Annotated in this window: 27 protein-coding genes and 1 pseudogene; 13 read left to right on the top strand and 15 right to left on the bottom strand. The window is 73.1% G+C overall.

Annotated features, from left to right (window positions below; translation table 11 throughout):
• Positions 1-170: 170 nt before the first annotated feature.
• Complete coding sequence (locus ACIQZN_RS20440; RefSeq protein ID WP_403995551.1) at positions 171-671, top strand: DUF5949 family protein; 501 nt, start codon at positions 171-173, stop codon at positions 669-671.
• 104 nt (positions 672-775) lie between these two features.
• Here ACIQZN_RS20440 and ACIQZN_RS20435 read toward each other — a convergent pair whose 3' ends face one another.
• The 6 genes from ACIQZN_RS20435 to ACIQZN_RS20410 form a co-directional block, all read right to left on the bottom strand.
• The gene (locus ACIQZN_RS20435; RefSeq protein WP_018100603.1) at positions 776-1,186 is read right to left on the bottom strand and encodes a rodlin; all 411 of its coding nucleotides are present in this window, start codon (positions 1,184-1,186) and stop codon (positions 776-778) included.
• A 118-nt stretch (positions 1,187-1,304) separates the two neighbouring features.
• The gene (locus ACIQZN_RS20430; RefSeq protein ID WP_403995547.1) at positions 1,305-1,475 is read right to left on the bottom strand and encodes a hypothetical protein; all 171 of its coding nucleotides are present in this window, start codon (positions 1,473-1,475) and stop codon (positions 1,305-1,307) included.
• A 114-nt stretch (positions 1,476-1,589) separates the two neighbouring features.
• On the bottom strand, positions 1,590-2,000 hold the full coding sequence (locus ACIQZN_RS20425; RefSeq protein ID WP_018100605.1) for a rodlin: 411 nt from the start codon (positions 1,998-2,000) through the stop codon (positions 1,590-1,592).
• Between the two features lie 103 nt (positions 2,001-2,103).
• The gene (locus ACIQZN_RS20420; protein WP_403995543.1) at positions 2,104-2,394 is read right to left on the bottom strand and encodes a hypothetical protein; all 291 of its coding nucleotides are present in this window, start codon (positions 2,392-2,394) and stop codon (positions 2,104-2,106) included.
• 254 nt (positions 2,395-2,648) lie between these two features.
• The gene (locus ACIQZN_RS20415; RefSeq protein WP_403995540.1) at positions 2,649-2,882 is read right to left on the bottom strand and encodes a chaplin; all 234 of its coding nucleotides are present in this window, start codon (positions 2,880-2,882) and stop codon (positions 2,649-2,651) included.
• Between the two features lie 268 nt (positions 2,883-3,150).
• Positions 3,151-3,552: a rodlin gene (locus tag ACIQZN_RS20410; RefSeq protein ID WP_403995537.1), complete on the bottom strand. Its 402-nt coding sequence runs from the start codon at positions 3,550-3,552 to the stop codon at positions 3,151-3,153.
• Between the two features lie 382 nt (positions 3,553-3,934).
• Between ACIQZN_RS20410 and ACIQZN_RS20405 the strand changes: the two genes are divergently transcribed.
• Positions 3,935-4,864: a chaplin gene (locus tag ACIQZN_RS20405; RefSeq protein WP_403995667.1), complete on the top strand. Its 930-nt coding sequence runs from the start codon at positions 3,935-3,937 to the stop codon at positions 4,862-4,864.
• Between the two features lie 224 nt (positions 4,865-5,088).
• Positions 5,089-5,610: a cupin domain-containing protein gene (locus ACIQZN_RS20400; RefSeq protein WP_403995534.1), complete on the top strand. Its 522-nt coding sequence runs from the start codon at positions 5,089-5,091 to the stop codon at positions 5,608-5,610.
• 8 nt (positions 5,611-5,618) lie between these two features.
• Here the strand turns inward: ACIQZN_RS20400 and ACIQZN_RS20395 are convergent, their stop codons facing one another.
• The 6 genes from ACIQZN_RS20395 to ACIQZN_RS20370 all read right to left on the bottom strand — a co-directional run bounded on the left by ACIQZN_RS20395 (position 5,619) and on the right by ACIQZN_RS20370 (position 12,790).
• Positions 5,619-6,845 (bottom strand): acetyl-CoA C-acetyltransferase, encoded by a 1,227-nt coding sequence (locus ACIQZN_RS20395; RefSeq protein ID WP_403995664.1) that lies wholly within the window; start codon positions 6,843-6,845, stop codon positions 5,619-5,621.
• Between the two features lie 129 nt (positions 6,846-6,974).
• Positions 6,975-9,173 (bottom strand): B12-binding domain-containing radical SAM protein, encoded by a 2,199-nt coding sequence (locus ACIQZN_RS20390; protein ID WP_403995531.1) that lies wholly within the window; start codon positions 9,171-9,173, stop codon positions 6,975-6,977.
• Positions 9,170-10,510 carry an MFS transporter gene (locus ACIQZN_RS20385; protein ID WP_403995528.1) on the bottom strand — a complete coding sequence of 447 codons (1,341 nt, stop codon included), beginning with the start codon at positions 10,508-10,510 and terminating at the stop codon, positions 9,170-9,172. The genes ACIQZN_RS20390 and ACIQZN_RS20385 overlap by 4 nt, the downstream gene beginning before the upstream one ends.
• Before the next feature lie 27 nt (positions 10,511-10,537).
• Positions 10,538-11,131: a flavoprotein gene (locus ACIQZN_RS20380; protein ID WP_403995525.1), complete on the bottom strand. Its 594-nt coding sequence runs from the start codon at positions 11,129-11,131 to the stop codon at positions 10,538-10,540.
• Entirely contained in the window at positions 11,131-12,498 is a 1,368-nt protein-coding gene (locus ACIQZN_RS20375) for a radical SAM protein (protein ID WP_403995522.1), read from the bottom strand. The genes ACIQZN_RS20380 and ACIQZN_RS20375 overlap by 1 nt, the downstream gene beginning before the upstream one ends.
• A gap of 94 nt (positions 12,499-12,592) precedes the next feature.
• Positions 12,593-12,790 carry an aroma-sacti cluster domain-containing protein gene (locus ACIQZN_RS20370; RefSeq protein WP_164403485.1) on the bottom strand — a complete coding sequence of 66 codons (198 nt, stop codon included), beginning with the start codon at positions 12,788-12,790 and terminating at the stop codon, positions 12,593-12,595.
• 221 nt (positions 12,791-13,011) lie between these two features.
• Here ACIQZN_RS20370 and ACIQZN_RS20365 point away from each other — a divergent pair.
• The 6 genes and pseudogenes from ACIQZN_RS20365 to ACIQZN_RS20340 all read left to right on the top strand — a co-directional run.
• Positions 13,012-13,155, top strand: a pseudogene (locus tag ACIQZN_RS20365) (helix-turn-helix transcriptional regulator); the annotation flags it as partial.
• A gap of 6 nt (positions 13,156-13,161) precedes the next feature.
• Positions 13,162-13,536, top strand: coding sequence for an aroma-sacti cluster domain-containing protein (locus ACIQZN_RS20360; RefSeq protein WP_403995661.1), 375 nt, complete (start codon positions 13,162-13,164; stop codon positions 13,534-13,536).
• The gene (locus ACIQZN_RS20355) at positions 13,533-16,646 is read left to right on the top strand and encodes an AAA family ATPase (RefSeq protein WP_403995519.1); all 3,114 of its coding nucleotides are present in this window, start codon (positions 13,533-13,535) and stop codon (positions 16,644-16,646) included. The genes ACIQZN_RS20360 and ACIQZN_RS20355 overlap by 4 nt, the downstream gene beginning before the upstream one ends.
• A complete protein-coding gene (locus ACIQZN_RS20350; RefSeq protein ID WP_403995516.1) occupies positions 16,643-17,518 on the top strand; it encodes a S8 family serine peptidase in 876 nt (291 codons plus the stop codon). The genes ACIQZN_RS20355 and ACIQZN_RS20350 overlap by 4 nt, the downstream gene beginning before the upstream one ends.
• Before the next feature lie 13 nt (positions 17,519-17,531).
• On the top strand, positions 17,532-18,056 hold the full coding sequence (locus ACIQZN_RS20345) for a GAF domain-containing protein (RefSeq protein ID WP_403995658.1): 525 nt from the start codon (positions 17,532-17,534) through the stop codon (positions 18,054-18,056).
• Positions 18,049-19,035 (top strand): hypothetical protein, encoded by a 987-nt coding sequence (locus ACIQZN_RS20340; protein ID WP_403995513.1) that lies wholly within the window; start codon positions 18,049-18,051, stop codon positions 19,033-19,035. The genes ACIQZN_RS20345 and ACIQZN_RS20340 overlap by 8 nt, the downstream gene beginning before the upstream one ends.
• Here ACIQZN_RS20340 and ACIQZN_RS20335 read toward each other — a convergent pair.
• Positions 18,995-19,933, bottom strand: coding sequence for a LysR family transcriptional regulator (locus tag ACIQZN_RS20335; protein ID WP_403995510.1), 939 nt, complete (start codon positions 19,931-19,933; stop codon positions 18,995-18,997). The two genes, ACIQZN_RS20340 and ACIQZN_RS20335, sit on opposite strands and share 41 nt — an antisense overlap.
• 146 nt (positions 19,934-20,079) lie before the next feature.
• Between ACIQZN_RS20335 and ACIQZN_RS20330 the strand changes: the two genes are divergently transcribed.
• Together ACIQZN_RS20330 and ACIQZN_RS20325 are read left to right on the top strand one after the other, a co-directional pair.
• Positions 20,080-21,633 carry a 3-hydroxyacyl-CoA dehydrogenase gene (locus tag ACIQZN_RS20330; RefSeq protein WP_403995507.1) on the top strand — a complete coding sequence of 518 codons (1,554 nt, stop codon included), beginning with the start codon at positions 20,080-20,082 and terminating at the stop codon, positions 21,631-21,633.
• A gap of 80 nt (positions 21,634-21,713) precedes the next feature.
• Entirely contained in the window at positions 21,714-22,109 is a 396-nt protein-coding gene (locus ACIQZN_RS20325) for a VOC family protein (protein ID WP_403995504.1), read from the top strand.
• Here ACIQZN_RS20325 and ACIQZN_RS20320 read toward each other — a convergent pair.
• A complete protein-coding gene (locus ACIQZN_RS20320) occupies positions 22,106-22,801 on the bottom strand; it encodes a helix-turn-helix domain-containing protein (RefSeq protein WP_403995501.1) in 696 nt (231 codons plus the stop codon). The two genes, ACIQZN_RS20325 and ACIQZN_RS20320, sit on opposite strands and share 4 nt — an antisense overlap.
• A 56-nt stretch (positions 22,802-22,857) precedes the next feature.
• Between ACIQZN_RS20320 and ACIQZN_RS20315 the strand changes: the two genes are divergently transcribed.
• Positions 22,858-23,202, top strand: a complete 345-nt coding sequence (locus ACIQZN_RS20315; protein ID WP_403995499.1) for a CU044_2847 family protein — start codon at positions 22,858-22,860, stop codon at positions 23,200-23,202.
• A gap of 4 nt (positions 23,203-23,206) precedes the next feature.
• Here the strand turns inward: ACIQZN_RS20315 and ACIQZN_RS20310 are convergent, their stop codons facing one another.
• A complete protein-coding gene (locus ACIQZN_RS20310; RefSeq protein WP_403995655.1) occupies positions 23,207-24,334 on the bottom strand; it encodes a YihY/virulence factor BrkB family protein in 1,128 nt (375 codons plus the stop codon).
• 74 nt (positions 24,335-24,408) lie between these two features.
• Here ACIQZN_RS20310 and ACIQZN_RS20305 point away from each other — a divergent pair, with 74 nt between their 5' ends.
• Complete coding sequence (locus ACIQZN_RS20305) at positions 24,409-26,049, top strand: acyl-CoA dehydrogenase family protein (RefSeq protein ID WP_403995496.1); 1,641 nt, start codon at positions 24,409-24,411, stop codon at positions 26,047-26,049.
• Positions 26,050-26,092 lie beyond the last annotated feature (43 nt).

The raw sequence follows: 26,092 nt of genomic DNA, 5'->3' as shown, positions 1-26,092 counted from the left end.
TCCAGGTCCGTACGGGCAGCGGGTCCGCCGTCCGTCTCGTCGCACACCATAGCCCCCGCCGGTCCGGGGGTTCAACGGATTATTTCGCGCGGACCCGGTTGAGGCAGTCGTCCCCCGATCGGGTGATACGCATGGAGTTCGACCGGTCGCGGACGGTTAGGGTGCCGCACATGACCTCCCCCCAGACAGCCAACGGCACGTTCACCCAGGCCCAGTTGGGCACCCTCATCCTGATCGGCTGGAGCGGCGAGTACCGGCAGAGCGGGCGCGACGCCGCCTTCCTGCTCGCCTATTCGCTGGGCGACGGATCGGAAGGACCGGCGGCCGGCGAGCACGCCATGCGGCTCGCGCTGCAACGTTGCGGGCTCGCCGTCGGCGGCGAGCCGGTGCGGGCCGACGAGACGCCGGGGCTCCCCGTGAAGCTCCTCGTCCAGGCCGGCCAGGCCGTGCTGACGCTGCCGCACTTCAAGGCGCAGTACCCGGTGCCGCCCGAGTGGCTGGCCGCGGCGAACGAACAGGGCGAGGTGCACGCGATGTTCGCCACCCGCCCCTGGCCGCAGGGCGCGCCCGGGCTCCCCGTCGGCGAGGCGGAGCTGCGGGCCTTCGCGGGCGACCCGGACACCCTCGCGACCTCGGCGCACTGTGTGCTCCCGGTGCGCAGCCTCGGCTGACCCGGTCCACGGAAGAGGCCCACCACCCGGCGAGGGTGGTGGGCCTCCGTCACGCCGTACGCGCTCACGTCGCACAGGACGGACGACGCGGGCGCGGCACGCGATCAGTTGTTGGCGACGCCGTTCCCGGAGAGGACCGGGATGTCGTCCACCAGGTGCGACAGGGGCTCGTCGCCCTTGGCCTGGGTGGAGTTGTCGGCGCACTGCTGGTTCTGCGGGTTGGACAGGACGTTGACGTCCTGGACCGCGACCGGCACCAGCAGGCCCACCAGCGAACCGACGTTGGCCTTGACCGGGACACCCAGGCACAGGTCGTTGAGCGAGCCCTGGATGAGCTGGGCCTGCGGGCTTCCGTCGCCCTGCGTCTCGGCGTTGCCGTACGAGCTGGCGGCGCCGTTGCCGTTGAGGGTCGTGGTGCCCCCGTCGTTACCGATCGCCATGGCCGAGGGGGCCGCGGCGGCCGTCAGGCCGACCAGGGACACGGCCACTGCCGCGCCGGCCATCATCTTCTTCATCACGCTTCACCTTTCGGAGCGTTCCGTCTGGAACGTATTGATCAACCCCGTGCGGACGCTTCGGTTCCGCTGATCCACCCAAATGGGTTCGATCCCGCATGAGTTCGACGGCCTCGCGTCAGCTCCGGCCGCCCGTCTCGGCCGAGGTGCGCGCCGGGGGCACGAGTCCGCCCAGGTGGGCGGGGCCGGGGTCCGGGGCCGGTTCGGCGTGGGCGGCCCGCCACTCGGCGAGGAGCCGGTCGTAGATCGGGGTTGCGCTGTCGGGGTGCCGGCTGTGGTGCTGGTCCATGCGGAGGCCCTACCCGTTGCGACGGGGAACGGCCGCCCGTACTACGGCGAACGGCCCAGCGAGCCGCCCTTTCGGGCGACCGCCGGGCCGCGTGTGGTGCGCCGTCAGTACCGGTCAGTTGTTGCCGGCACCGTTGCCCGAGAGGATCGGGATGTCGTCCAGGATGTGCGACAGGGCCTCGTCGCCCTTGGCCTGGGTGGAGTTCTCGGTGCACTGCTGGTTCTGCGGGGAGGACAGGACGTTGATGTCCTGGACCGAGATCGGCACGACGCCGAGCAGCGAGCCCACGTTGGCCTTGGCCGGCAGCGCGATGCAGGGCTTGTTGAGCGAGCCCTGGATGAGCGCGAACTGCGGGCTCCAGTCACCGTGGGTGGCGGAGTTGCCGTACGCCTGCATGGCACCGTTGCCGTTGACGGTGGTGGTGCCCTGGTCGTTGCCGATGGCCATGGCCGACGGGGCGACCGCGGCGGAGACGCCGACGATCGATGCGGCGACGGCCGCCGAGGCCATCATCTTCTTGATCATGAAACTGCCCTTCTGGTTTTCTCTGGTTGCCCGCCGGTGCCGAGCGCACTGATCAACTCGGCGGGACGGGAATGGTTCTGGCACATCACCCGAAAGGTGCGGATCAGTTCGAGAGGGGCAGACCGCCGAGGAGCGGGGCCGCACCCTTGGCCGCGCCGGTGGCCTGGCCGGCGACCTTCGCGACGGTGCCGTCCTCGTGCAGGCGTTCGGCAGCGCCGCTGACGGTGTCGACCACCGGGTCGACCACCTGCGGGGCGGCTGCCGTCACCTGGTTGACGCCTCCGTCGAGGCTGAAGTTGGGGGCCGTGGTCGTGGTGACGGCGAAGGCGGGAGCAGCCGTGCCGAGGGCGACCACGGAACCGGCGACGAGCGCGGCGGACTTCGCGTACTTCACTTTCGGGTTCCCTTCTCAGCGGCGGCCGTTCCGGTCGCGTCCCCGCGCCGCACGGACCTTCTTTGCCGTGTACTCGGCCGCCCTTTCCCTGGCTAACGAAGCGGATACGGCGGGGAAACTGTGCGGCGTCGGATTTCTCGGAGCGCGGGTACGGAAAAACTCCGGCACGGGTGGGTTCCGGGCACGGGAAAAGCCCCGGACCGCTGTGTGCGCGGGCCGGGGCTTTTCGAGCCGAGAGAATTCGGCGGGGTGAATCAGTCGTTGACGCAGGCGTTGCCGAAGGCCGGGTTCAGCAGGCCGATGACGTCGATGGTGTTGCCACAGACGTTGACCGGGATGTGCACCGGCACCTGGATGGTGTTGCCGGAGATGACACCCGGGGAGGCGACGGCCGCGCCCTCGGCGCCCGAGTCGGCGAAGGCCGGGGCGGCGGCACCCATGGCCATGAGCGTACCGGCGGCGACAGCGGCGATCTTGGTGTACTTCACTTGGAACCCTTTCTTGTGCGGAGTCCGGAGCGGCCACGGCTTTCGTGCCGCACGAGCGCGGACCTGATCGCTCGTAACTCCGCCACTCTCATTCGTAACGATTTCGGACGGTACGCGACACTGCTCAGCGAGCAGATTGCTCGAATACCGCCCGAATGATGCAGTTTCGGTCAGCCGACCGTGTTCCCGCCCTACGCGCGCGAGGAGGCGGCGGGCCCTGGCCGCTCGGAGGAGGAACGCCGATGGCCCGGGCCGGGGCGGGGCCGGATCAGCTGTTGCCGGCGCCGTTGCCCGAGAGGACCGGGATGCCGTCCAGGATGTGCGACAGCGGCTCGTCGCCCTTGGCCTGGGTGGAGTTCTCGGTGCACTGCTGGTTCTGCGGGTTGGACAGGACGTTGACGTCCTGGACCGCGATCGGGACGAGGCCGATGAGCGAACCGACGTTCGCCTTGAGCGGCAGGCCGACGCAGGGCTTGTTCAGCGAGCCCTGGACCAGGTCGAACTGGGGGCTGCCGTCACCCTGGGTCACGGCGTTGCCGAACGACTGCGAGGCACCGTTGCCGTTGACCGAGGTCGTCCCGCCGTCGTTGCCGATGGCCATCGCCTGCGTGGCGCCGAGCCCGAGGATGGAGGCGGCGACGGCACCCGTAGCCAGGACCTTCTTGATCACGATGAACCCTTCTCGTACTGGATACCCCGTAGCCGGAGCGCCCTGATCAACTGCCGGGCCGACGTTTGGTTATCGCCATTCACCCGAATGCCTGGAAGACACGGACGTCCGTACGAAAGTGATCGAGTAATACTGTCGGAAATCGAGAGACGAAACGTTCACTCGTAGCCCCGCCGCGTGCGCACAGAAAATTCACCGCATTCACGTTTCCCATGCACGCGGACGTCGTTATGGGTGTCGTCAAGCCGCTCCGCCAGGAGGGCCGTCCCTGGATGGGCGGGTCCGACGGCTGCTGCACCGCCTGATGAACGAACTGCGGGCCGTGCGCCCGCGAGAAATGTCCCAAGGAAGGGCACCAATGCGAAAAGCCTTGAGTAAAAGCATGCTCGTCATGGCGGCGGCGTCAGGCATCCTGACCGCCTCCGGCGGCTATGCCTTCGCCGATGCCACGGCCGACGGTGCGGCCGTCGGCTCCCCCGGCGTCGCTTCGGGCAACGTCGTGCAGGTCCCGGTGCACGTGCCCGTCAACGTGTGCGGCAACACGGTCAACGTGATCGGCGCGCTGAACCCCGCCTTCGGCAACGAGTGCGAGAACGAGGGCGGCGGCTCGGGGAACGGCGGCTCGGGCGCGAGCGCCCAGGGCGTGGCCGCCGGCTCCCCCGGCGTGCTCTCGGGCAACGTGGTCCAGGCCCCGGTCGACATCCCGGTCAACGTCTGCGGCAACAGCATCAACGTGGTCGGCCTGCTGAACCCGGCCGCCGGCAACAAGTGCGAGAACGGGGGTGGCGGCAACCCGCCCACCGAGGAGCCGCCGACCGAGCACCCGCCGCACAACCCGCCGCACCACCACAAGCCCCCGCACCACAAGCCGCCGAAGGGTCACCACGACCACGACTGCAACTGCGGCCACGAGCACAACCCGCCGAAGCCGCACCACCCGAAGCCGCCGAAGCCCCCGAAGCCGCCGGTGCACCACCACGACGACGACTGCCCGCCGAGCCACCACCACAACCCGCCGAAGCCGCACCACCCGAAGCCGCCGAAGCCCCACAAGCCCCCGGTGCACCACCACAACGACGACTGCCCGCCCAGTCACCACCACAACCCGCCGACCCCTCCCACGGAGGAGCCGCCCACGCACAACCCGCCGACCCACACCGGTTGGCACCACACGCCTCCGAAGCACCACAAGCCGCCGCAGATGGCGCACACCGGTGCCAACGAGAACCTGGGCATCGCCGGTGGCGCCAGCGCCGCGCTGGTGCTCGGCGGCGGCCTGCTGATGCGCCGCGCCCGCGCCGCGAAGAAGTGAGCTGACGCTTCCCCGAGCACGAAGAGGTCCGGCCCGACAGCCCTGAGCTGTCCGGCCGGACCTTTTGTGTGCGGCGCCCCGTGCCGTACGGCAGTAGGTCGATGGTCGGCCGGGGATGGGTCCTTGGGCCTGGTCCCCGGCCGGCCCGAGATCGTCCGTGCGCCCGATGGAGTCCGGCCGGGACGGGGGCGAGGGTGGGGGCACGCCAATCGAAGGAGCGCACCATGTCGTACCCGGAGCACCTGGAATACCCGGAGCCCCGCTACCTCGGCGCCACGGGCGAGGTGAACGCCGTCTTCCGGCCCGCCGACACCCCGCCGGACATCTCCTCGCCGGGCGGCGGCGCCACCCACTACCTCGCCACCAACGACTCGACCGGCGGTGAGTTCGGGCTGTACAAGGTCGATCTGGCCGCCCGGTCCGCAGGGGCGAAGACCCACTTCCACAAGGCGATGTCGGAGTCGTTCTACGTGCTCTCCGGCGAGATCGAGCTCTACAACGGCGAGAAGTGGGTCACCGGCCGGACCGGCGACTTCCTGTACGTACCGGTCGGCGGGCTGCACGCCTTCAAGAACGTCACCGACGAGCCGATGTCGATGCTCATGCTGTTCTCGCCGGGCGCCCCGCGCGAGGAGTACTTCGAGCAGGTCGCGGAGGTGTCGCAGCGCGGCGGCGAGGAGCTGAAGCGGTTCCGTGTCCGCCACGACAGCTACTTCACGGAGGACTTCGGGCCGGAAGCTCCGTAGCCGCTGTGTCAGGGCGCGATGCGCTCGAAGACCGCCGCGAGGCCCTGGCCGCCGCCGATGCACATGGTCTCCAGGCCGTAGCGGGCCTCGCGGCGGTGCAGTTCGCGGGTGAGTGTGGCGAGGATGCGGGCGCCGGTCGCGCCGACCGGGTGGCCCAGCGAGACGCCGGAGCCGTTCACGTTGATCCGCTCCTCGTGGTCCTTCTCGCCGAGGCCCATCTCGCGGGTGCAGGCCAGGACCTGGGCGGCGAACGCCTCGTTCAGCTCGATCAGGTCGAGGTCGGCGAGCGTGAGTCCGGCGCGGCCGAGCGCGGCCTCCGTCGCGGGGACGGGTCCGAGGCCCATGGTCGCGGCGGGCACCCCGGCCCGGGCGAAGGAGACGAGTCGGACGAGCGGGGTGAGGCCGAGGCGTTCGGCGGTGGCGGCGCTGGTCACCAGGCAGGCGGCGGCCGCGTCGTTCTGGCCGCTGGCGTTGCCCGCGGTGACGGTGGCCTCCGGGTCGGACTTGAGCATGACCGGGCGGAGCGCGGCGAGCTGTTCGGCGGTGGTGTCGGGGCGGGGGTGCTCGTCGGCGGAGATCACCGTCTCGCCCTTCCTGGTCTTCACCGTGACCGGGACCGTCTCCTTCTCGTACCGGCCCTCGGAGGCGGCAAGACCCGCCCGCTGCTGCGAGCGCAGGGCCAGCGCGTCCTGGTCCGCGCGGCTGATCCCGTAAGCCCGGCGCAGGTTCTCGGCGGTCTCGATCATGCCGCCGGGCACGGGGTGGTTGACTCCCCCCGCGGTGACCCGGCCCCGGGCCAGCGCGTCGTGGAGCTGGAGGCCGGGGCCCTTGATGCCCCAGCGGCCGTCGTGCGTGTAGTACGGGGCGCCGCTCATCACGTCGACGCCGCCCGCGATCACCACCTCGCTGAACCCGGCCCGGATCTGCATCGCCGCGTCCAGGACCGCCTGGAGCCCGGAGCCGCAGCGGCGGTCGGTCTGGAGGCCGGTCACCGACTGCGGGAGCCCGGCGTCCAGGGCGGCGACCCGGCCGATCGCGGGGGCCTCCGCCGAGGGATAGGAGTGGCCGAGGATCACCTCGTCCACCCGGTCGGGGTCGATGCCGGTCCGGGCGACGACCTCGGCGATCACCCGGGCCGCGAGGGCGGCCGGCCTCTCCCCGGCGAACACCCCGCCGAAGCGGCCGATGGGGGTGCGCAGGGGTTCGCAGATCACGACATCGAGGGCGTCGGGCACGGCGGGGCCTTTCCGGGAGACGGGTGCGGGGTCCGGCACGAGCCTCGCACCCGGCGGCGTGACCGGTCCAATACCCGGTTTGCCCGGAACCGAGACGCCCCGCGTCTCAATCGGCCGCCCCGGACCGCCTCAGGCGCGGGCCTGCGTGGCGAGCATCAGGCGCAGGGCGCGGGTCACGGCGTTGTCCGCGCCGAAGTCCACGCCCGCGGGCACCTCGACCAGTTCGCCGTGGGCCAGGACGAGGACCCCGCAGGAACCCGGCCGGGCCGTGCCGGTCCCGTCGAGCCATTCCGCGTAACCGCCGGATGTGGTGTCCAGGTCCGCCCGGCTGCGGCGGCTGACCTGCGCCATCAGGTCCTCGACGCCGGTCAGCCCCTCGATGGAGGCGAACGGGACGGTCACGACCGGTTCCTCGACCAGGCGGACGCGGGGCTCCTCTTCGCGGCCGGGGCCCTCCGGGGCCTCGGGCAGCAGTCCCCGGCCGAAGCGGGAGTGGTACAGCAGGGTGTGCGCGGAGTCGATGCCGCCGACGAAGGGGCGGTCGAAGCTGGTCCTGCGGAAGCCGGCGCTGCGGTCGCGCGGGATGCGGCGGTCCTCGGCCTCCGGCCAGTGCACCTCGCCGGACCGGCGGTCGCGCCAGGGCACGTAGCGCCGGATGTCGTCGGAGGCGGAGGTCGGCAGCAGCTCGATGCCGAACCGGCCGGGGTCCTTGGCGACGATGGAGCCGGGGGTCAGCGCGAACAGGCCGATGCCGGCGGTCGTCCAGAGCTTCTCGTGGTGCTGGAGGAAGTCGTACGTCTCCAGCGCCTCGTCCCGGGTCTCGGTGGGGAAGCCGGTGAAGCCCATCATCTGCGCGGCGATGCCGTTGCGCGCCAGCTCGGCCAGGACGTCCGGGACGGCGTCGATCTTCACCCCCTTGTCGATGAGGTCGAGGACCCGCTGGCTGCCCGACTCGTAGCCGAAGGAGACCGCGACGCAGCCTGAGGCCGCGAGGAGTTCACCGACGGCGCGCTTGGGAAACGTCCGTTCCAGCCGCAGTTCGGCGGACCACCGCAGGTCCAGGGAGGATTCGGCGAGGGCGGCGGCGAGGGTGCGCAGATAGCGCGGGGACATGGCGTCGACCGCGAAGTAGAGGGTCCTGCCGTGGCGGCTCACCTCCCGCAGGTCCTCCAGGACGGCGGCGACGGGGCGTTCGCGCGAGGGCGAGGTCGGCCGGTCGGTGTTGAGGCCGTAGTCGCAGAAGGTGCACTTGTTCCAGTAGCAGCCCCGGGTCGGGCTGTAGAGGATCACCGGTTCCGGCGCCCAGTAACGGTCCCAGTCCCAGACGTCGTACGCCGGTGAGTCGAGGGTCGCCACACTGCTGTACGCGATGACGGGCTCCGGACGGCGTCTGGTCATCACGCCGCCGATGCCCTCGAAGGCGTCATCGCCCCGGACCGCGCCGTTCCCGACGGCGTCGAGGATGCCGATGAGGGCGGTCTCGCCCTCGCCGGGGACGATCAGGTCGGCGTCCTGGAAGACCTGCCACGCCGTCGCCGGGTCGGTGGCGTACTTGATCACGTCGCCGACCTCGGTGCCGCCGAAGACGATCACCGTGTCGGGCAGCACGGTCCGGATCAGCCGGGCCATCCGCAGGGCGACCGGCAGCTGACTGGTGTAGTTGACGGAGAGCCCCACCACCGCCCAGGGGCGTTCGCGCAGCTTCGGGACGAACGCGTCGGCGAAGTAGCCCTCGAAGGGGCGGGCCACGGCCGCCGGGACCGCCGGGTCGGACAGGTCCGCCGTGCTGCACAGGTTGACCGCGGACTTCACCCGCATCGAGAAGCCGTCCGCCGCGCCGGGCGGCATCTCCAGGGCGATCAGCTCCCACCACCGGCTCGTCACCGCGACCGCCTGGGCGTACGTCGGGGGGTGGTAGAAGTGCTCGGGGTCCTGGAACACGCGGATCGCGTCGCGCGCCGAAGTGGCGGTCAGGCCCTCGGCGGCCAGCGCTTGCCGGTAGCGGATCTCGTCGTGGCGGCGGGGGGCGCCGGACCTGGCCTCGATCTCGGCGCGCAGGGCGCGGGCGGCGGTGAGCGTGGCGCCGAAGCGGGCGGGGTCGGCGAGATAGGTGAAGGCGTCGAGATTGGCGTCCACGCAGGCGTACTCGGTGTGGCCGGCCGCCCGGGCCGCGCCCACGAGGTACGGGATCGAGTGGTAGGCGGTCGTCGGGTCGGTCACCGGCGGGTTGATCAGCAGATACGCGGTGTCGCCGGTGCCCCGGCCGGGCCGGGGGCCGTCCGGTCCGCCCTCGAACCGTGGCATGCCCAACGGGACGAACACGCTCATCGCTGTGACTCCTGACTGTTGTCCTGCCCCGCGTGCGTGGAGCGGGCGGCCGGGGCCCCGGCGGGTACGGGGACCGGCGGGGCGTACTCGGTGTCGGCGCGGTGCTCGCGGAACACCCGCTGGGTGAGCGCGCCGAGCACGGTGAGGGCGATGGCCCCGCCCGCCACCGGGAAGAAGGGGGCCGCGCCGAGGTGCCGTACCCCGAAGCCGGCCACTGCGACGGAGACCGGGAAGGTGCCCATGACGGCCAGCATGACCAGGCTCATGACCCGGCCGATGAGCGCGGACGGCGCCCAGACCTGGAGCATCGTCACCACGACGATGTTCTGCCAGCCGCTGGCCAGGGCGTACACGCAGACGCACACCGCGGCGCCCGCGAGCCCCCCGGCGTACGGGACGGTGCCCAGGGCGATGCCCATGACGACGGCGAGCGTGGCGAACAGGTAGGCGGGCGACCGCACCGGACGGCTGCGGGCGGCGACCAGGGAGCCGGCCAGACCGCCCAGGCTCAGGCAGGTCAGCAGGATGCCGTAGCCGGTGGCGCCCATGCCCTGGTGGGCGAGTTCCGGCAGGGCCACCTCGATCGTGCCGTTGAAGGCCAGGTTGCAGACGAGGGCCACCACCAGCACGACGTGCAGCAGCCTTCCGTGGCGCAGCAGTTCCGGGAAGGACACCTTGCGGGCGGGGGTCTCGTCGGTGGCGTCGGTCCCCTCGTGCTCCGGGGCGTCCGCGCCGGTGCGGATGCGGGCGAGGACCAGCGCCGACACGAGGAAGGACGCGGCGTCGACGGTGAGCGCCGGGCCCGCGTCGAAGGCGGCGACCAGGGCGCCGCCCGCGGTGGGGCCGAGGAGCCCGCCGACCTGGTTGACCATGGTCGACAGGGCGTTGCCCCGGCCCAGGTCCTCCTTGCGCAGCAGGGCGGGCAGGAGGGTGTACGAGGCGGGGATGAACATGCCGGAGCAGGCGCCCAGGACCACGGCGATGGGGGCGAGTTGGGCCAGTGTCGGCGTACCGGCCGTGGCGAGCACCGCGAGGATGCCGACGGCCGCGGCGCGCACCACGTCGGCGATGAGCATGACGCGCCGGCCGCCGATCCGGTCGGCCACCACCCCGCCCAGCGGAATGGTGACGACGCGGGGGATGCCGTAGCAGGCCAGGACCGTGCCGAGCAGGACCGGGCCGCCGTCGCCGGAGAGGATCAGCCAGGGCAGCGCGACGGCGTAGCAGTAGTCGCCGACCGTGGAGGAGAGCTGTCCGGCGAGCAGCAGCCGGAAGCCGCGCACGGACATGGGTCCGCCCGTCAGTGCCGTACGGAGCCTCTGTCCGGCTGCTGCCACGGGTCCTCCTTCTGCTGGGTGGGGTGGTCAGCCGCCGAGCGGGCCGACCGGCATGTCCAGGAACTCGCCGATCACCGCCGTCACGGTGGCGGGCGGGGGCAGCCCGAGGTTCTTGCGTACGTCGCCGGCGGCGATCTGCCAGCCGGCGGCGGGCACCGGGTCGACGACGGCGTGGCCGTCCGCGCGCAGCCGGTCCACGTTGCGGCGGACGGCGGGGCGCTCCCACATCAGGCTGTTCATGCTCGGGAAGAAGACCACCGGGCGTTCATGGGCGAGGAGTGCGGAGCTGAGGAGTCCGGAGGCGAGTCCGTTGGCGGCCTGGCCGAGCATGTTGGCGGTGGCGGGCAGGACGACGAACCGGTCCGCCCAGACGGCGGGGGCGACATGACCGGTCGTCAGTTCGTCCTCGCCGTCGCAGTAGACGTCCCGGCACAGCAGCCGCATGGTCGCGGCCGGGATGAGCGCGGCGGCGGAGCGGGTCATGGCCATCCGGATCTCGACGCCGGGTCCGAGGCCGGTGCGCAGGGCCATGAGGTACTGCGGAACGGCGAGTACGTTGCCGGAGCCGCAGACCCCGATGAGCAGCCGGCGCGGGGTGTCCGGGCCGGTCTCCGCCGTCATCACCGGGCTCCGGCGGGCTCACCGGCCACCTCGTGCAGGCCGCACTGGGCGGCGATGAGATCCAGCCGGTCCTGGACGTTGTACTTGTAGCCGGGGCAGGGCGGGTGGCCCTCCTGCCACGCCTTGGGGCAGGAGCCGCCGCAGGTGGGCATGAAGACGCAGCTCTTGCACCAGGTGGTACCCGCGGCGATCTCGTCGTTCCAGCCGTCGAAGGGGCCCAGCGGCCGGAGTGGTTCGGTGCCCGCCCGGTCGATGTGTACGAGCGGGAGGGTGCGCTCGGCCTCGGGGACGAGGGGGTACTCGCTGCACGAGAAGATGTTGCCGGTGCTGCTGATGATCTCGGACGAGCGGGTCGTGGCGGGGCAGAGGACCTTCCGCGCGGTGGTCGGCAGCAGCTGCGTGTGCAGCCCGTGGCGTGTGAGCAGCTTGAGCCACCCGGTCTCGCGTTCGGCGAACTCGTACTTGGAGACCTCGATCTCCGATACGTCGTTTCCCCACGAGTGGACGGGAGCGATCGAGAAGGATACGCGGGGGTGGCCGAAACCCAGCTCCGCCATCAGCTCGACATAGCGGGGTACGGAGTCCTGGTTGTGCACATCGACATTCGTCCGGAACGAGAAATGGGTGGGCCCAAGATCCGGTTCGTCGAGTACGGAACGAACGGCGCGCACGATGTTCCAGAAAGATCCGCGTCCGCTTTTCAGCGGCCGGTGTTCATTGTGGATATCCGGCGGCCCGTCGATCGTGATCTCGAAATGGGTGATCCCGCAGGAACGGATGAGGGTGTTGATTTTCGCGGGGTTGAGGAGGGATCCGTTGGTGACGATCACCGAGGAGTAGGCGACCCCGCGCTCGGCCGCGGCGGCGACGAACCGCGGGGCCAGGTCGCGGATGACCGCGTACCCCATCATCGGCTCGGCCCCGAACCAGTCGATGCGGGCGCTGCGGGTCTCCGGGGCGGTCACGGCGCGCAGCACGCGGTCGTGCACCCGGCTGCGGTGGTTGCGGGTCAGGCCGCCCTTGGTGTGCTCCTGGCCGCAGTAGGCGCAGCCCATGTTGCAGTAGGAGGTCGGCAACAGGGCGATGTGCACCGCCGAACGGTCCGCCGAGGCGCGCCGGTTGCGGTCGAGCACGGTGGTGAGCTCGTCCTCGCCGGCCGGGACGAGCAGCCGGGCCGCGCGCAGGGCGCCGGTCCAGGCCGGGCTGATCGCGGCGGCGTCGCCGGCCTCCAGGGCCCGTGCGGTGGGGAGGTCGACCGCCACGGTGCTCGCGGTGCGGGTGCCGTAGGCGAGCCGTACCGGGACGCCGCTGGTGTCGGCGTACGCGCGGTCGCTCAGCACCAGGTATCTGCTGACTTGGTCCATCATCACGCTCCCACTGGGTGTCCGGACGCACGGCGGTCGGGCGCGTCTTCTCCGGCGGGTCCGGCGGCCGGTGCCGCCGGACCCGCCGGAGCCGGGATCAGCAGAGAACGTTGACCTGGTTGTCGTTGACCTGGCCCTCGACCGCGGCCGACACCGCGTTCAGCCGGGCCTGGATCGAGCCGAGGACCGCGACCTCGTCCGGGCTCAGGCCGTTGAAGACCTCGCGCTCGGAGTCCGACAGCAGGTCGACCGGGGTGCCGGCGCTGCGCAGTGCGTCGAGGGGTGCTTGCGACATGGGTCACTCCTTCAGGGAGACGGTCACGGGCTGGTGCAACGGCAAGGCTGCTCCGGCGTCCACCAGCTTCACATCCCTCAATCGACTATGAATCGGTGGGCGGGTGATCCCGCTCAAGGCGTTCTTGTCCGGAACATGACCCGCAGCTACTCTGACCCCCGGGAGTGCGGAAATCCCCCTGCCGGCCCATGCTTTGCTCACCGAAATGAGGGGTAAAGGGTTTGACCAGGCGTGAAATTCTGATCGCTTCGCTCGTGGCCGCCGGCTCCTCGAACCGGGATATCGCCGAAGCTCTCTGCATCAGCCCGCACACAGTGGCGGCCCACTTATGCAACATGCTCCGAAGAACGGGCGCGTCGAACCGTACGGAAATGATTGCGCGGCTGTACGCCCAGGGCCTTCTGGTCCAGGGGATCTGGCCGCCGCTGCCCGCCGACGAGCGGAAGCGGCAGGGGGCTCCCGAGACCGTGGGCGCCCTCGCGGCGGCGGTCGCGGAGTGCTCGATCGGACCGGCCGGCGTCACGCTCGACTGGCCGCACTACGGGAACGAGGTACCGGTAGCCATGACCTTCGACGCGCTGCACGCACTACGTGAGGCCGGACACCCGGTGGACCTCCTGGCGGTCGAGCAGCGCTCGGTCCTCTCGGGGCTCAGTGAGCAGGAAGTCCAGGTCCTCAACTCCGTCAAGGAGCGGCTGGAAGCGGTCTCCGGTGAGGTGGAGGGACAGGACATCAAGCTCCTGTGAACGGGGCCGCGCGGTGCGGCGGCTGCCGGGCCGCGGTGCCGGACGGGGCCAGGTTCTGCCCGGAGTGCGGCACACCGGTGGTCGCGGGGGCACCGTCGTCGGACAGCCGCAGAATCGTCACGGCGCTCTTCATCGACCTGGTCGGCTCGACCGTGCTGGCCGAGACCCTGGACCCGGAGGCGCTGCGGCGCACGATGGACCGGTACTACCGCGCCTGCACCACGGCGGTCGCCGAACACGGGGGTGTGGTCGAGAAGTTCATCGGGGACGCGGTGATGGCCGTCTTCGGTGCCTTCGTCACCCATGAGGACGACGCGCTGCACGCGGTCCGCGCGGCGTGCGCCGTCCGCGAGTCCGTGGCGGCCATCGCGACCGGCCCCGGGGTGCGGCTCGACATCCACTGCGGGATCGCCTCGGGCGAGGCCGTGGTGGCGGGGGCCCTCGGCGGCGCGGCCCGGGTGGTCGGCGACGTCGTGCACACCGCCGCCCGCCTCCAGTCGCACGCCGGGCCGCACGAGATCCTGATCGGCGCGGAGACCGCCGGGCTGGTCGGCGGCCGGGTCCGCATGGAGGCCGTCGCACCGCTGCGGGTGAAGGGCAAGCGCGAACCGGTCGCCGCCTGGCGGGCGCTCTCGGTGGCCGAGTCCACGGGCCAGGAGGATCTGGTGCCCCTCGTCGGGCGGGACGCCGATCTGGCCGCGCTGCTGCGGGAGTTCCAGGCGGTCCGCCGCGAGCGCCGCAGCCGTCCCGTGACGGTCACCGGTCCCCCGGGCATCGGGAAGTCCCGCCTGGTACGGGAGTTCCTGGCGGGGCACGGCGCGGAGGGGGCCGTCGTGCTGCGGGCCGGCTGCCAGGCGTACGGTGCCGGGCTCGCCCACCGTCCGCTGGCCGACGCGGTCTGGTCGCTGCCCGGCGGCTGGGAGCAGGCCCGGTCCGCGCTGGAGACGCTGCGCCCGAGCGCGGACCGCGCCGTCACCGCCCTCGCCGTCGCCCTGGGCATCCGCACCAGGAACGGACTCCCGGTGAGCGTCGAGGAGATCGGCTGGGCGTTCCGGCGGCTGCTGGAGGCCCTGGGCCGGCGCGCCGCCGTGGTCCTGGTCCTGGAGGACTTCCAGTGGGCGCAGCCGACACTCGCCGGCATGGTCGCCGATCTGTGCGAGGGGATACGGGACGCGGAGGTGCTGGTCGTCCGGGTGGCCCGGAGCGAGGCGCCGGCACCGTCCGGCGGCGACCTGGTGCTGCACCTCGACCCGCTGCCCCGCACCCACACCGAGCGGCTGGTGGGGCTGCTCGCGGACCGGGCGGAGGTCGCGGCGCAGGAGGCTGTCGCCACCGAGGACGAGCTGTCCCGGGTCGTCCGGGAGTGCGACGGCAATCCGCTCTTCGCCGAACTGCTGCTGGAGAACCTGTCCGGTCCCCGGTCGGTGGACCGGGGTGTCCCCACGTCGGTCCGGGTCCTGCTGACCGCCTGGCTGGACCGGCTGCCGGCCACCGACCGGGCGGTGCTGGAGCGGGCGGCGGGGGTGGGCGGCTCGTTCACCGCCGGGGACGTGCGCGCGCTGGCCGAGGACGAACCGGCCCTGTCCGGCAAGGCCCTGGACGACGCGCTGAACAGGCTCCTGCGCTCCCGGGTGCTCCATCTGTACGGGCCGCCCGGCGCCTACCGGTTCACCCGCGCGCTGGCCCGGGACACCCTGTACGAGATGACCTCGAAGGCCCGGCGCGCGATCTGGCACACCGTGCTCGCCGACCGGCTCGACGCGCGGGCGCCGGGCCCGGCCGCGGAGGGCGACCTCGCCCACCACCTGGAGTCCGCGTGCCGGCTGCTGTCCGAGGCGGACCCGGGTGATCCCGGGCTGCCCGCGCTGACCGGCCGCGCGGCCCGCGCCCTGGTGGCCACCGGGTACCGGGCGCTGCACCGCCGCGATCTGCCCGCCGCCGTCTCGCTGATGGAGCGCGGCCGTGCCCTCACCCCGGACGGCGATCCGCAGCACCGGGTGCTGGCCGCCCGCATCACCGACGCGTATGCCGCGCTGGGCCGTTGGGACAGCGCCCGGCGGGCCGTGGCCGAGGCGGAGCGCCGGAACGCGGACGACGTACCGACCCGGGACACCTGCGCGATCCTGCGGCAGCTGATCGCCCTGCGCTCGGGCGGACCGGCGCCCGCCGGTATTCCGTACGGACCGGGTGCCGGGGACGGCGGGCCGGACGCGGCGGACGACCTGAGCTGGTGCCGGCTGCATCAGCTGTCCTCGCTGCGGAGCTTCGCGGAGGGCCGGATCGGCGCGGCGGAGGCCGCCATGCGGGACGCCCTGTCCCGGGCGCACGGGCTCGGCGACACCTATGAGGGGAACCGCATCCTGGCGTCGATCTGCGAGCTGACGCAATGGTCGCCGACCCCGCTCTCCCAGGCCATCGCGCTCTGCGAGGACCTGGTCCGGCGGTTCGACGGCGACCGGAGCCTGCTCGTGCCGGTCCTGCTGACCCGGGCCCGGCATCTGGCCCTGTCGGACCGGGTGGACGCGGCCCGCGAGGACATCGCGCTGGTCCGCGTCCACTGCGACGAACTGGGGCTGGCCCTGGGCGCCCTGGCGGCCGATCAGACGGCGGGGCTCGTGGAGTCGCTGGCCGGTGCGCATCCGGCGGCGGCCGGCCACTACGCGGCGGCGGCGGACGGGCTCGCCGCGCTGGGGCAGGCCCGGACCGCGGCCACCCTGCGGCTGTACGCGGCCCGCGAGCGGTTCCGCGCCGGATCCGACGCCCTGCTGGACGCGCCCGAACTCACCGAGCCGGCCGGGGAGCCGCCGGCGGAGGCGCGGACCCGGGCCGTCCGGCTGGCCCTCCGGGCGCGGGTGCGGGCGCGGGCCGGGGCGTACGGGGAGGCGGCCGGGGACGCCGAACGCGCCGTCGCCGCCCTGGACGGGACCGACGACCCGTGCCTCATCGGCGAGGTCTGGTCCGAGGCGGCCCGGGTGCTGGACGCCGTGGGCGAACCGGTGCGGGCCCGGCACGCGGCCGGGCGCGCGCTGGCCGCGCTGACCGCGAAGGAGGCCGTGCTCCCCGCCCGGACGGTGCGGGTGTGGCTGGCCGGGCTGGAGGAGAGGCGATGAGCGATCCGCCCTGGAGACGACCCGCGAGGGCCTACACACCGGGCGTCCCGGCCTGGGGCGCGACCCGGGAGCAGGCGGCGGAGGAGTTCTCGTCCATCCCCATGGACTCGGTCTCGCCCGAGTGGGCCTGGGGCGGCGCCGACGGTTCCGGGATCCGGGTGTGCGTCGTGGACAGCGGGGTCGAGGGCGGCCATCCGATGGTCGGCCCGGTCGACCTCGCGATGACAGCCGTCCAGGACGAGGACGGCGAGGTGACGATGGTGCCGTGCGAGCCCACCGACCGCGCCGGCCACGGCACCGCCTGCGCCGGGGTGATCCGGTCCCTCGCGCCGGGGGTCTCGCTCTCGTCCGTACAAGTGCTGACCGACGGGAAGACCGGCAGCGGCCCGGCCCTGATCGCCGGGCTCTCGTGGGCCGTCGAGCAGAACTTCGACGTCATCAACCTGAGCCTGGCGACGACCCGGCCCGCCCTGACCGCGCAGCTCCACGAGCTCGCCGACCGGGCCTACTTCCGCCGGTGCGCGCTCGTCGTCTCCGCGCACAACCGTCCGGTACCCAGCTATCCCTGGTCGTTCTCCTCGGTGATCTCCGTCGCCAGCCACGACGAGGACGACCCGATGACGTACTACTACAACCCCGCGCCGCCCGTGGAGTTCCACGCGCGCGGGGTACGCGTGCCCGTGGCGTGGCCCGGTGGCGGCACCATCCGCTCGACCGGCAACAGCTTCGCCGCGCCGCACATCTCGGGCCTGTGCGCGCTGATCCTCGGCAAGCACCCCTGGCTCACGCCGTTCCAGCTGAAGACGGTGCTGTTCCTCTGCGCCGGGAACACCACCGGTCGACTTGGAGGTGCGCATGACGAAACCCGTTGACGCCGCGACGCCCGTGGAGCGCCGCCTGTTGCAGTCCATCGTGGAAGTCGCGCGCCATGCGTTCGGCGCGGCGGCCTCCTCGATCTTCCTCATCGATCCGGAGACCGGCGACCTGGTCTTCGAGGCGGTGGCCGGGGAGGGGGACGGCCAACTCGTCGGCACGCGCTTCCCGGCCGGTACGGGCATCGCGGGCTGGGTCGCCGCCTCGGGGCAGTCGATGCTCGCCGACGACCTGCGCGAGTCCCGGCACTTCTCGGGCGAGGCCGCCGCCTCCACCGGGTACGTGCCCGACAGCATCATGGCCGCCCCGCTGTTCGGCGACGACGAGTGCGTCGGCGTCCTGGAGGTGCTGGACCGGGGGGCGGGCGGCGTACGGGAGATGGCCGACGTCGAACTGCTCGGCCTGCTGGCGGACCAGGCGGCGATCGGCCTGGAACTGCTCACCCGGCTGCGCGCCGCCGAGCCCGGCGACCGTTCCGACAAGGCGCTGCGGCTCCTGGAGATGGCGGAATCGCTGCTGGCCCCGACCCATGGCTGAGCGCTGCGTGCTGCTCCTCAGCAGACGCGGCGACGGGGAGGCCACGGAGGCGGCGGCGCTGCTGCGGCGGATCGGTGTGCCGGTGCACCGGCTCGACGCGGACGGCCTGGCGGACGTGCGGGCCGTCCTGGGACCGGAGGGCGAACTGGCCCTGGACGGGCACCGGTTCGCCCCGACGGTGACCTGGCTGCGGCACTTCTCGCTGCGGGCCGCGCCGTCGGCGGCCGGGGCGGCCGGCGGGCGGATGGTGTACCGGGACGCGTGGGCCGCCCTGGCCCGGCAGCTGGCCGCCGCCTCGCCGGCCGCGATCGGCGCCCACGACCCGGGGCAGTTGACGCAGCGGGACCGGGCGCGGGCGCTCGGGGTGCGCGTCCCGCGCGGGCTGGTCACCACGGACCCGGCGGACGCGGCCGGGCTGCTCCCCGCCGAGCGGTACGTGATCAAGGTCCTCGACCGGCATTACGTGGAGCCGGTGCCCGGGCGGTTCGACTGGTACCTGCCCCGGGTCCTGGACCGCGACCGGCTCACCGGTGTGCCGGGTCTCCCGCGCGGCACACCGGTGGTGCTCCAGGAGTACGTCGAGCACGACGCCGAGTACCGGGTCTACCTCGCCGGGGACGAGTTGCACGCCTTTGAGGTGGCCAAGGAGCGCCCCGAGGACATCTGGACCCGCCCCGACGAGGTGCGCGTACGGCGGGTCCGGCCGCCGGACGCGGTGGCGTCGGCGGTGCGCGCGCTGGCCGGGGGGACCGGCGCGGTCTACGGGGCGTTCGACTTCCTCTGGGCCGGAGGCGAGCCGGTGTTCCTGGAGGTGAACGCGCACGGCGACTGGCTCTGGTTCGAGCGCAAGGCCGGGGTGGACGTGGTAACCCGGGCCGTCGTGCGGGCCGTGCGCGATCTGCACCGGACCGTCGTCGGCGACGCCCGCCCGGCGGCCGTCAGCCTGCTCGCCTTTCTGGGGGCGGGTCTGGGGCGGTGAGCCGGCCGCCCGGCGTGGGCAGCGCCCGCTCCGCGACGTCGAGCACCGCGCGCAGGGCGGCCGAAGGATTGTCCGTCCGCCAGGCGAGCGCGGGCTGCCGTCTGATTGGCGGCCCGGCCAGCGGGCGGTAGACCAGGCCGCTGAGCCGGATGTGCTGCACGGAGGTGACGGTCAGGGTCACCCCGACACCCGCCGCGACCAGCGCCAGGATGGTGTACGAGTCCGGCGCCTCCTGCACCACGCGCGGGCTGAACCCCGCCGCCTCGCACGCCTCGGTCATCGCGTCCCGCACGGTGGAGCCGGTGTTGGCGGGGAACGCGACGAACGGCTCCCCGGCCAGCGCGTCGAGCGGGATCTCCGGGCGGCCGGCGAGCGGATGGTCGAGGGGCAGCGCGCACACCAGCTCCTCCTCGTCGATCACCCGGCAGCTCACGCCCGGCGCGGTCACCGGCAGCCGGACGAACCCCAGGTCGAGCGAGCCGTCCGCGACCCGGGCGAGCGCCACATCGGCGTACGTCTGGCCGGTCATGACCAGCTCGATGCCCGGGTGGGCGGCCCGCACCGCCCGGGTCAGCAGCGGCAGCGTCTCGTGGCTGGACGCGCCCGCGAATCCGATGCGGACCCTCCCGTACGCGCCCTGTCCGGCCGCCCTCGCGGCCCGTACCGCCGTGTCCAGATCGTCCAGCACGGTCCGCACCGGTTGGAGGAAGGACTCCCCGGCGCTGGTCAGCCGCACCGAGCGGGTGTTGCGCTCGAAGAGCTGGACGCCGAGCTCCTTCTCCAGGCGGCGGATCTGCTGGCTCAGCGGCGGCTGCGCCATCCGGAGCCGTCTGGCGGCGCGGCCGAAGTGCAGTTCCTCCGCCACGGCGAGGAACGCGGACAGATACCGCAACTCCATACCGTTCCTCCCCCGGGCCCACCCTCATCATTGAGTCGTCGGGCGTCTCGGTCCGAGCGTAATTCGGTATTGGACGGCGATCAAAGCCACTGAAAGCGTCGGCAGCGCGGGCACCCGGCCCGCCCAGTGAGAGGACCGTGACCCGCATGCGTATCAGGATCGTCGGCGCCGGAGCCATGGGCCGCGGCATCGCCCAGTGGGCGGCATCGGCCGGACACACCGTCGAGCTGTGCGACGTACGCGCCGAGGCGGTGGCGGACGCCGTCGCCTTCGTACGCTCCATGCTGGACCGGGCCGTGGCCAAGGGGCGGATGGCGGCGGCGGACGCGGAGTCGGCGGCGGAGCGGCTGGTCCCGCTGGACGATCCGTGGGCGGCGGGCCCCGGCGTGGAGCTGGTGATCGAGGCCGTACGCGAGGACCTGGCGACCAAGACCGAGGTGTTCGGGCGGCTGGAGCAGGCGCTGCCCGACTCGGCCGTCTTCGCGACCAACACCTCCTCGCTGTCGGTGACCCGGATCGCCGCCGCGCTGAAGGACCCGACGCGCCTGGCCGGGCTGCACTTCTTCAACCCGGTGCCGCTGATGCGGATCGTGGAGGTGGTGCCCGGCGCGGCGACCCGGCCGGAGATCCCGCCGCTGCTCACCTCGCTCGTGGAGGGCTGCGGCCACCGCGCGGTGACGGTCGCGGACACCCCGGGCTTCCTGGTCAACCACGCCGGGCGCGGCCTGGTCACGGAGGCGCTCGCGCTGCTGGAGGAGAACGTCGGGGAGCCCGCGGACATCGACCGGATCGCGCGCGATGTGCTGGGCCTGCGGATGGGCCCGTTCGAGCTGATGGACCTCACCGGGCTCGATGTGACCGCCGCCGTCATCGACTCCATCTGGGAGGGCTTCCGTTACGAGGACCGGCTCCGCCCCTCCTTCCTCACCCCGAACCGGGTGGCGGCCGGGCTGCACGGCCGCAAGACCGGACGCGGCTGGTACGCGTACGGCCCCGAGGCGACCGGGCCCGCGCCGGAGCCGCCGGTCACCGGGGACGCCTCCCGCCCGGTGCACGTCTTCGCCCCGGACCCCGCGCGGGAGGCCGAAGCGGCCGCGCTCCGGGAGGCGCTGGCCTCGGCGGGCGCCGCCGTGGAGAGCGGGGACCGGCCGTCGGACGCGGCGGTCGTCCTGGTCCCGGTCTGGGGCACCCCGGTCTCCTCGGCGGTCGCCGCGCACGGGCTGCCCGCCGGGCGCACCTTCGGCGTCGACCCGCTGCCTGCGGCGGGGCGGCGACGCGTGCTCGCGGTGACCCCGGCGGCGGACGCGGGGGCGGCGCGGGACGCCCGCGCGGTGCTGGCCCGGGCGGCGGACGGCGGTGAGCCGTTCGCGGTGTCGGTGGTCCGGGACACGGCGGGCTCGGTCGCGCAGCGGCTGCTGGCCTCCGTCGTGTCGGTCGCGGCGTCCATCGCGGAGCGCGCGCTCGCCGCCCCGGCCGACATCGACATCGCCGTCACGACGGGGCTCGGCTATCCGGTGGGCCCGCTGGCCTGGGGCGACCGGATCGGCGCGGTCCGGATGCTGGAGCTGCACCGGGCGCTGCACGCGTCGACGGGCGACCCGCGCCACCGCCCGACGCGCTGGGTCACGGAGCGCGCGGCGCTGGGGCTCGCGCTGACGGACCCGGGGACGTCGCCGGGGGACGTACTCGGGACCTCGTGACGGAGGTCCGCCCGGGCGCGGGCCGGACCGTGACCGATTCGTACAAGACCCCGGCCGCGTGTCCCGCCTACGGTCGGTCCATGACTCCACGACTCGACGCGATCTCCCTCACCGCCGCCGATCTGCCCGCATCCCTCGCCTTCTACCGCCGGCTGGGGCTCGACATCCCGGCCGGTGCGGAGTCCGCGCCCCATGTGGAGGTGACCCTGCCGGGCGGCGGGCGCCTGATGTGGGACACGGAGGACGTCGTCCGCTCCTTCGACCCCGACTGGAACCCGCCGGCCGGCGGGGACCGGCTCGGCCTCGCGTTCCTGTGCGACAGCCCGGCGGAGGTCGACGCGGTCTACGCGGACCTGACCGGCGCCGGCCACCGGGGCCACCTGAAGCCGTGGGACGCGGTGTGGGGGCAGCGGTACGCCGTCGTCCTCGACCCGGACGGCTGCGCGGTCTCGCTGTTCGCGCCGCTCGCTTCCTAGGGGCGGCCGAAGTACGCGGTCAGGGTGGTGCCGGCCAGGTCGCGCATGTCCCGCGCCAGATGGGCCTGGTCGGCGCAGCCCGCCGCGAGTGCCGCGTCGGCGTACGGCAGCCCCGCGCGTACGAGCGCCAGCGCCCGCTGGAGGCGCAGCACCCGGGCCAGAGTCTTGGGCCCGTAGCCGAACGCGGTCAGCGAGCGCCGGTGCAGCTGGCGGGGGCCGAGCCCGGCGCTCCGGGCGGCCTCCGCGACGCTGCCGCCCGCCTCAAGGCGCGCGGCGACCGCGCGCATCACGAGGTCCGGGGGCCCGGTGCGGGCCGCCCGGTCCAGAGCGATGTCCTCCAGCGCGGCGGCCGGGTCGGCCGCTTCGGCGAGGCGTTCGGTGAGGCGGCGGACCGGGGCGCCGGGCCACAGCGCCGCGAGCGGGACCCGGAGGTCGCGCAGTTCGTCGGCGGGGACGCCGAGCAGGGCGGGGGCGGTGCCGGGGGCGAAGCGGATTCCGGCCCAGCTGCCGCCGGTTCCGGTGGACGGCGCGGTGTGGGTGTCCGGCCCGGCGACGAGCAGCCGGTCCCCGTTCCACAGCAGGTCCATGCAGCCGTCGGGCAGCACCGGGTGGTCCGTGCCCGGCTCGGCGGTCAGGGTCCACACCTTCGCGCCGTCCAATCGCGACGTGCGCTCTGCATAGCTGTCGCCCATGCCACTAGTGTCGTCGACGGACACGGCAGCGTACGTACTCGGCTACGGGGGCGGTCATGGCGGCACTGATGGAGTTCACCACGGACAACGGGGCGACGGTGACCGTGGAGGTCGACCGTCACGCGCCGGGCGCACAACTGGTCTCGCGGGACGGGCAGCACGCCCTGGCGCGCGCGGGGCGCACCTTCGACAGCGCGCTCGAAGGCATCCGGTCGGCGGCCGAGTCGGCGCTCGCCGTGTTCCGGGACGGACGGCTGAAGCCGGACGGGGTGGAGCTGGAATTCGGCGTGAAGATCACCTCGGAGGCGGGCGCGGTGATCGCGAAGAGCGCGCTGGAGGGTCATCTGACGGTGAAGCTGTCCTGGTCGCCGGGGTCGGAGAGCGTACCGGCCGCCGACTGAGCGCTCACTCGTCGTACGGGTTGGACCGGTCCGGGTCCTTCTCGCGGCCGGGCTTCTGGAGCCGGGACTTCACGTCGTCCGGGGGCAGGAACCGCGACCAGCGCTCGGGGAACTCGGAGGGCATGTACGGGCTGTCGCCCTCGTCGCCCTCGTCATCGTCGTCGTCCTCGTCGGCCGGCGGGCCGCCGTGCCAGCTCTCCGCCTGGGTGCGGGCCACGAACTCGGCGGCCTGGGCGGCGCGCACCCGGTCGTTCGCGGCGCGGGCGGCGGCCGTCGCCACCGAGGGCCAGACCCGGTCGATGGCCGCGTTGACGGCGGCGCCCACCAGCACCGCGAAGGCGGAGACGCCGATCCACAGCAGCACCGCGATGGGGGCGGCCAGCGATCCGTAGATCGTGGGGCCCTCGACCGTACTGGTCAGATAGATCCGGAGCAGGAAGCTGCCGAACACCCACATCGCCAGGGCCACCAGGGCGCCCGGCATGTCCTCGATCCACGGCGAACGGACCGGCACGGACACGTGGTAGAGGGTCGTCAGGAAGGCGACCGAGAGCACGATGACGAGCGGCCAGTACAGGACGCTTATGACCTCGGTGCCCCACGGTATGAGCTCCACGACCCGGTCCGGGCCGACGACGAGCAGCGGCAGCACGACCGCGCCGAGCAGGAGCGCCACGACGTACAGCAGGAAGGCGAGCATCCGGGTCTTGACGATGCCGCGCTGGCCGTCGAGCCCGTACATGACGGTGATCGTGTCGATGAAGACGTTGACCGCGCGGGAGCCGGACCACAGGGCGATCGCGAAGCCGAGGGAGATGACGTCGGGCCGGGCGCCGGTCGTGACGTCGGCCAGGAGCGGCTTCGCGAAGTCGTTGACGCCGCGCTCGGAGAGCATGGTGTGGGCGGCGCTGAGGATGTTGCGCTCGATGGACGCGACCGTGGCGGTGCTGGTCCACTCGTCCACGTAGCCGAGCAGGCCGATCAGGCCGAGGAGCAGCGGGGGCAGGGACAGCAGGGTGAAGAACGCGGCCTCGGCGGCGAGTCCCAGGATGCGGTACTCCATGCACGAGTTGACCGTGTCCTTGAGCAGTTGCCAGGCGAGCTGCCGTTTGGAGACGTTGCGGTAGAGCACTCGGGCCCGGTGGAGCCGGCCCGGTGGCCGCTCGGGTGTTTCATTTGCTGCCTGCACGTCCTTACCGTATCGGCATGGCGACCACCACCCACACCGTGTCCAACCAGGCCCCTCCCCTGCTCGGCTATGACGTCTTCGGCGCGGACCGGGTCCTCGGCGAGGCCGTGGAACGCCATCTTCCGGCGGAGGTGCTGGAGGAGGCCCGGGAGGGGCTCACCGCGCTCGGCCGGTCGGCCGGCTCCGCGCAGGCCGCGTCCTGGGGCACCGAGGCGAACGCGCACCCGCCGAGGCTGCGCACCCATGACCGCTACGGGCACCGCCTCGACGAGGTCGACTTCCACCCGGCCTGGCACCGGCTGCTCGGGCACGCCGTCGGCGCGGGGCTGACCGGCGCCTGGGACCGGCCGGGCGGCCATGTGCGCCGGGCGGCGGGCTTCCTGGTGTGGACGCAGGCGGAGGCGGGGCACGGCTGCCCGCTCTCCATGACGCACGCGGCGGTGCCGGCCCTGCGCGCCGAGCCGGAGGTGGCCGCCGCGTGGGAGCCGCTGCTGACCTCGCGGGTGTACGAGCAGGGGCTGCGGCCGCCCGGGCGGAAGGCCGGTGCGCTGCTCGGGATGGGCATGACGGAGAAGCAGGGCGGCTCGGACGTACGCGCGAACACCACGCGCGCCGAGCCGCTGTCCGAGGACGGCGCGTATGTGCTGACCGGGCACAAGTGGTTCTGCTCGGCGCCGATGTCCGACGGCTTCCTGGTCCTCGCGCAGGCCCCGGACGGTCTCACCTGCTTCCTGCTGCCCCGGGTGCTGCCGGACGGCAGCCGCAACCCGTTCGCGATCCAGCGGCTCAAGGACAAGCTGGGCAACCGGTCCAACGCCTCGGCGGAGGTCGAGTTCGACGGGACGTGGGCGCGCCGGATCGGTGCGGAGGGGCAGGGCGTCCGCACGATCATGGGGATGGTGGCGGCGACCCGGCTGGACTGCGTGACCGGTTCGGCGGCGCTGATGCGGCAGGCGGTGGCGCAGGCGGTCCACCACACGACGCACCGCTCCGCGTTCGGCGGGCCGCTCGTGGACAAGCCGCTGATGCGCAATGTGCTGGCCGATCTGGCGGTGGAGTCGGAGGCTGCGACCGTGCTGGCGATGCGGCTGGCGGCGGCGTACGACGACGGCGGCGAGAGCGAGGCGGCGTTCCTGCGGATCGCGGTTCCGGCGGCGAAGTACTGGGTGACCAAGCGGTGCACGCCGCTGGTGGGCGAGGCCCTGGAGTGCCTGGGCGGCAACGGCTATGTGGAGGAGTCGGGGATGCCCCGGCTGCTGCGGGAGGCGCCGCTCAACTCCATCTGGGAGGGGTCCGGGAACGTCCAGGCGCTGGACGTGCTGCGGGTGCTGCGGCGCGAACCGCTCGCGCTCAACGCGTTCCTCCAGGAGGTCGGGCGGGCCCGGGGCGCCGATCACCGGCTGGACGCGGCGATCAGGGACATGCTGACGGAGCTGGCCGACCTGGAAGGGATCGAGGCGCGGGCGCGCCGGGTCGTGGAGCGCATCGCGCTGGTGCTCCAGGGCTCGCTGCTGGTGCGCTGGGCGCCGCCCGAGGTGGCGGACGCCTTCTGCTCTTCGCGCCTGGGCGGGGACGGGGGCGCGGCCTTCGGGACCCTTCCGCACACCCTGGATCTGGCGTCGGTCGTGGCCCGGGCCCGGCCGGTGGAGGATTCCTGACCGGGCGCAGCGACGGGGGGTGGTGCTGCGCCGACACGGCACC

Source organism: Streptomyces sp. NPDC097595 (genome assembly GCF_044761525.1).
Lineage (GTDB): Bacteria > Actinomycetota > Actinomycetes > Streptomycetales > Streptomycetaceae > Streptomyces > Streptomyces drozdowiczii_A.
Note: the sequence above shows the minus strand (reverse complement) of the source record. Positions and strands in the feature narration are given on the sequence as shown.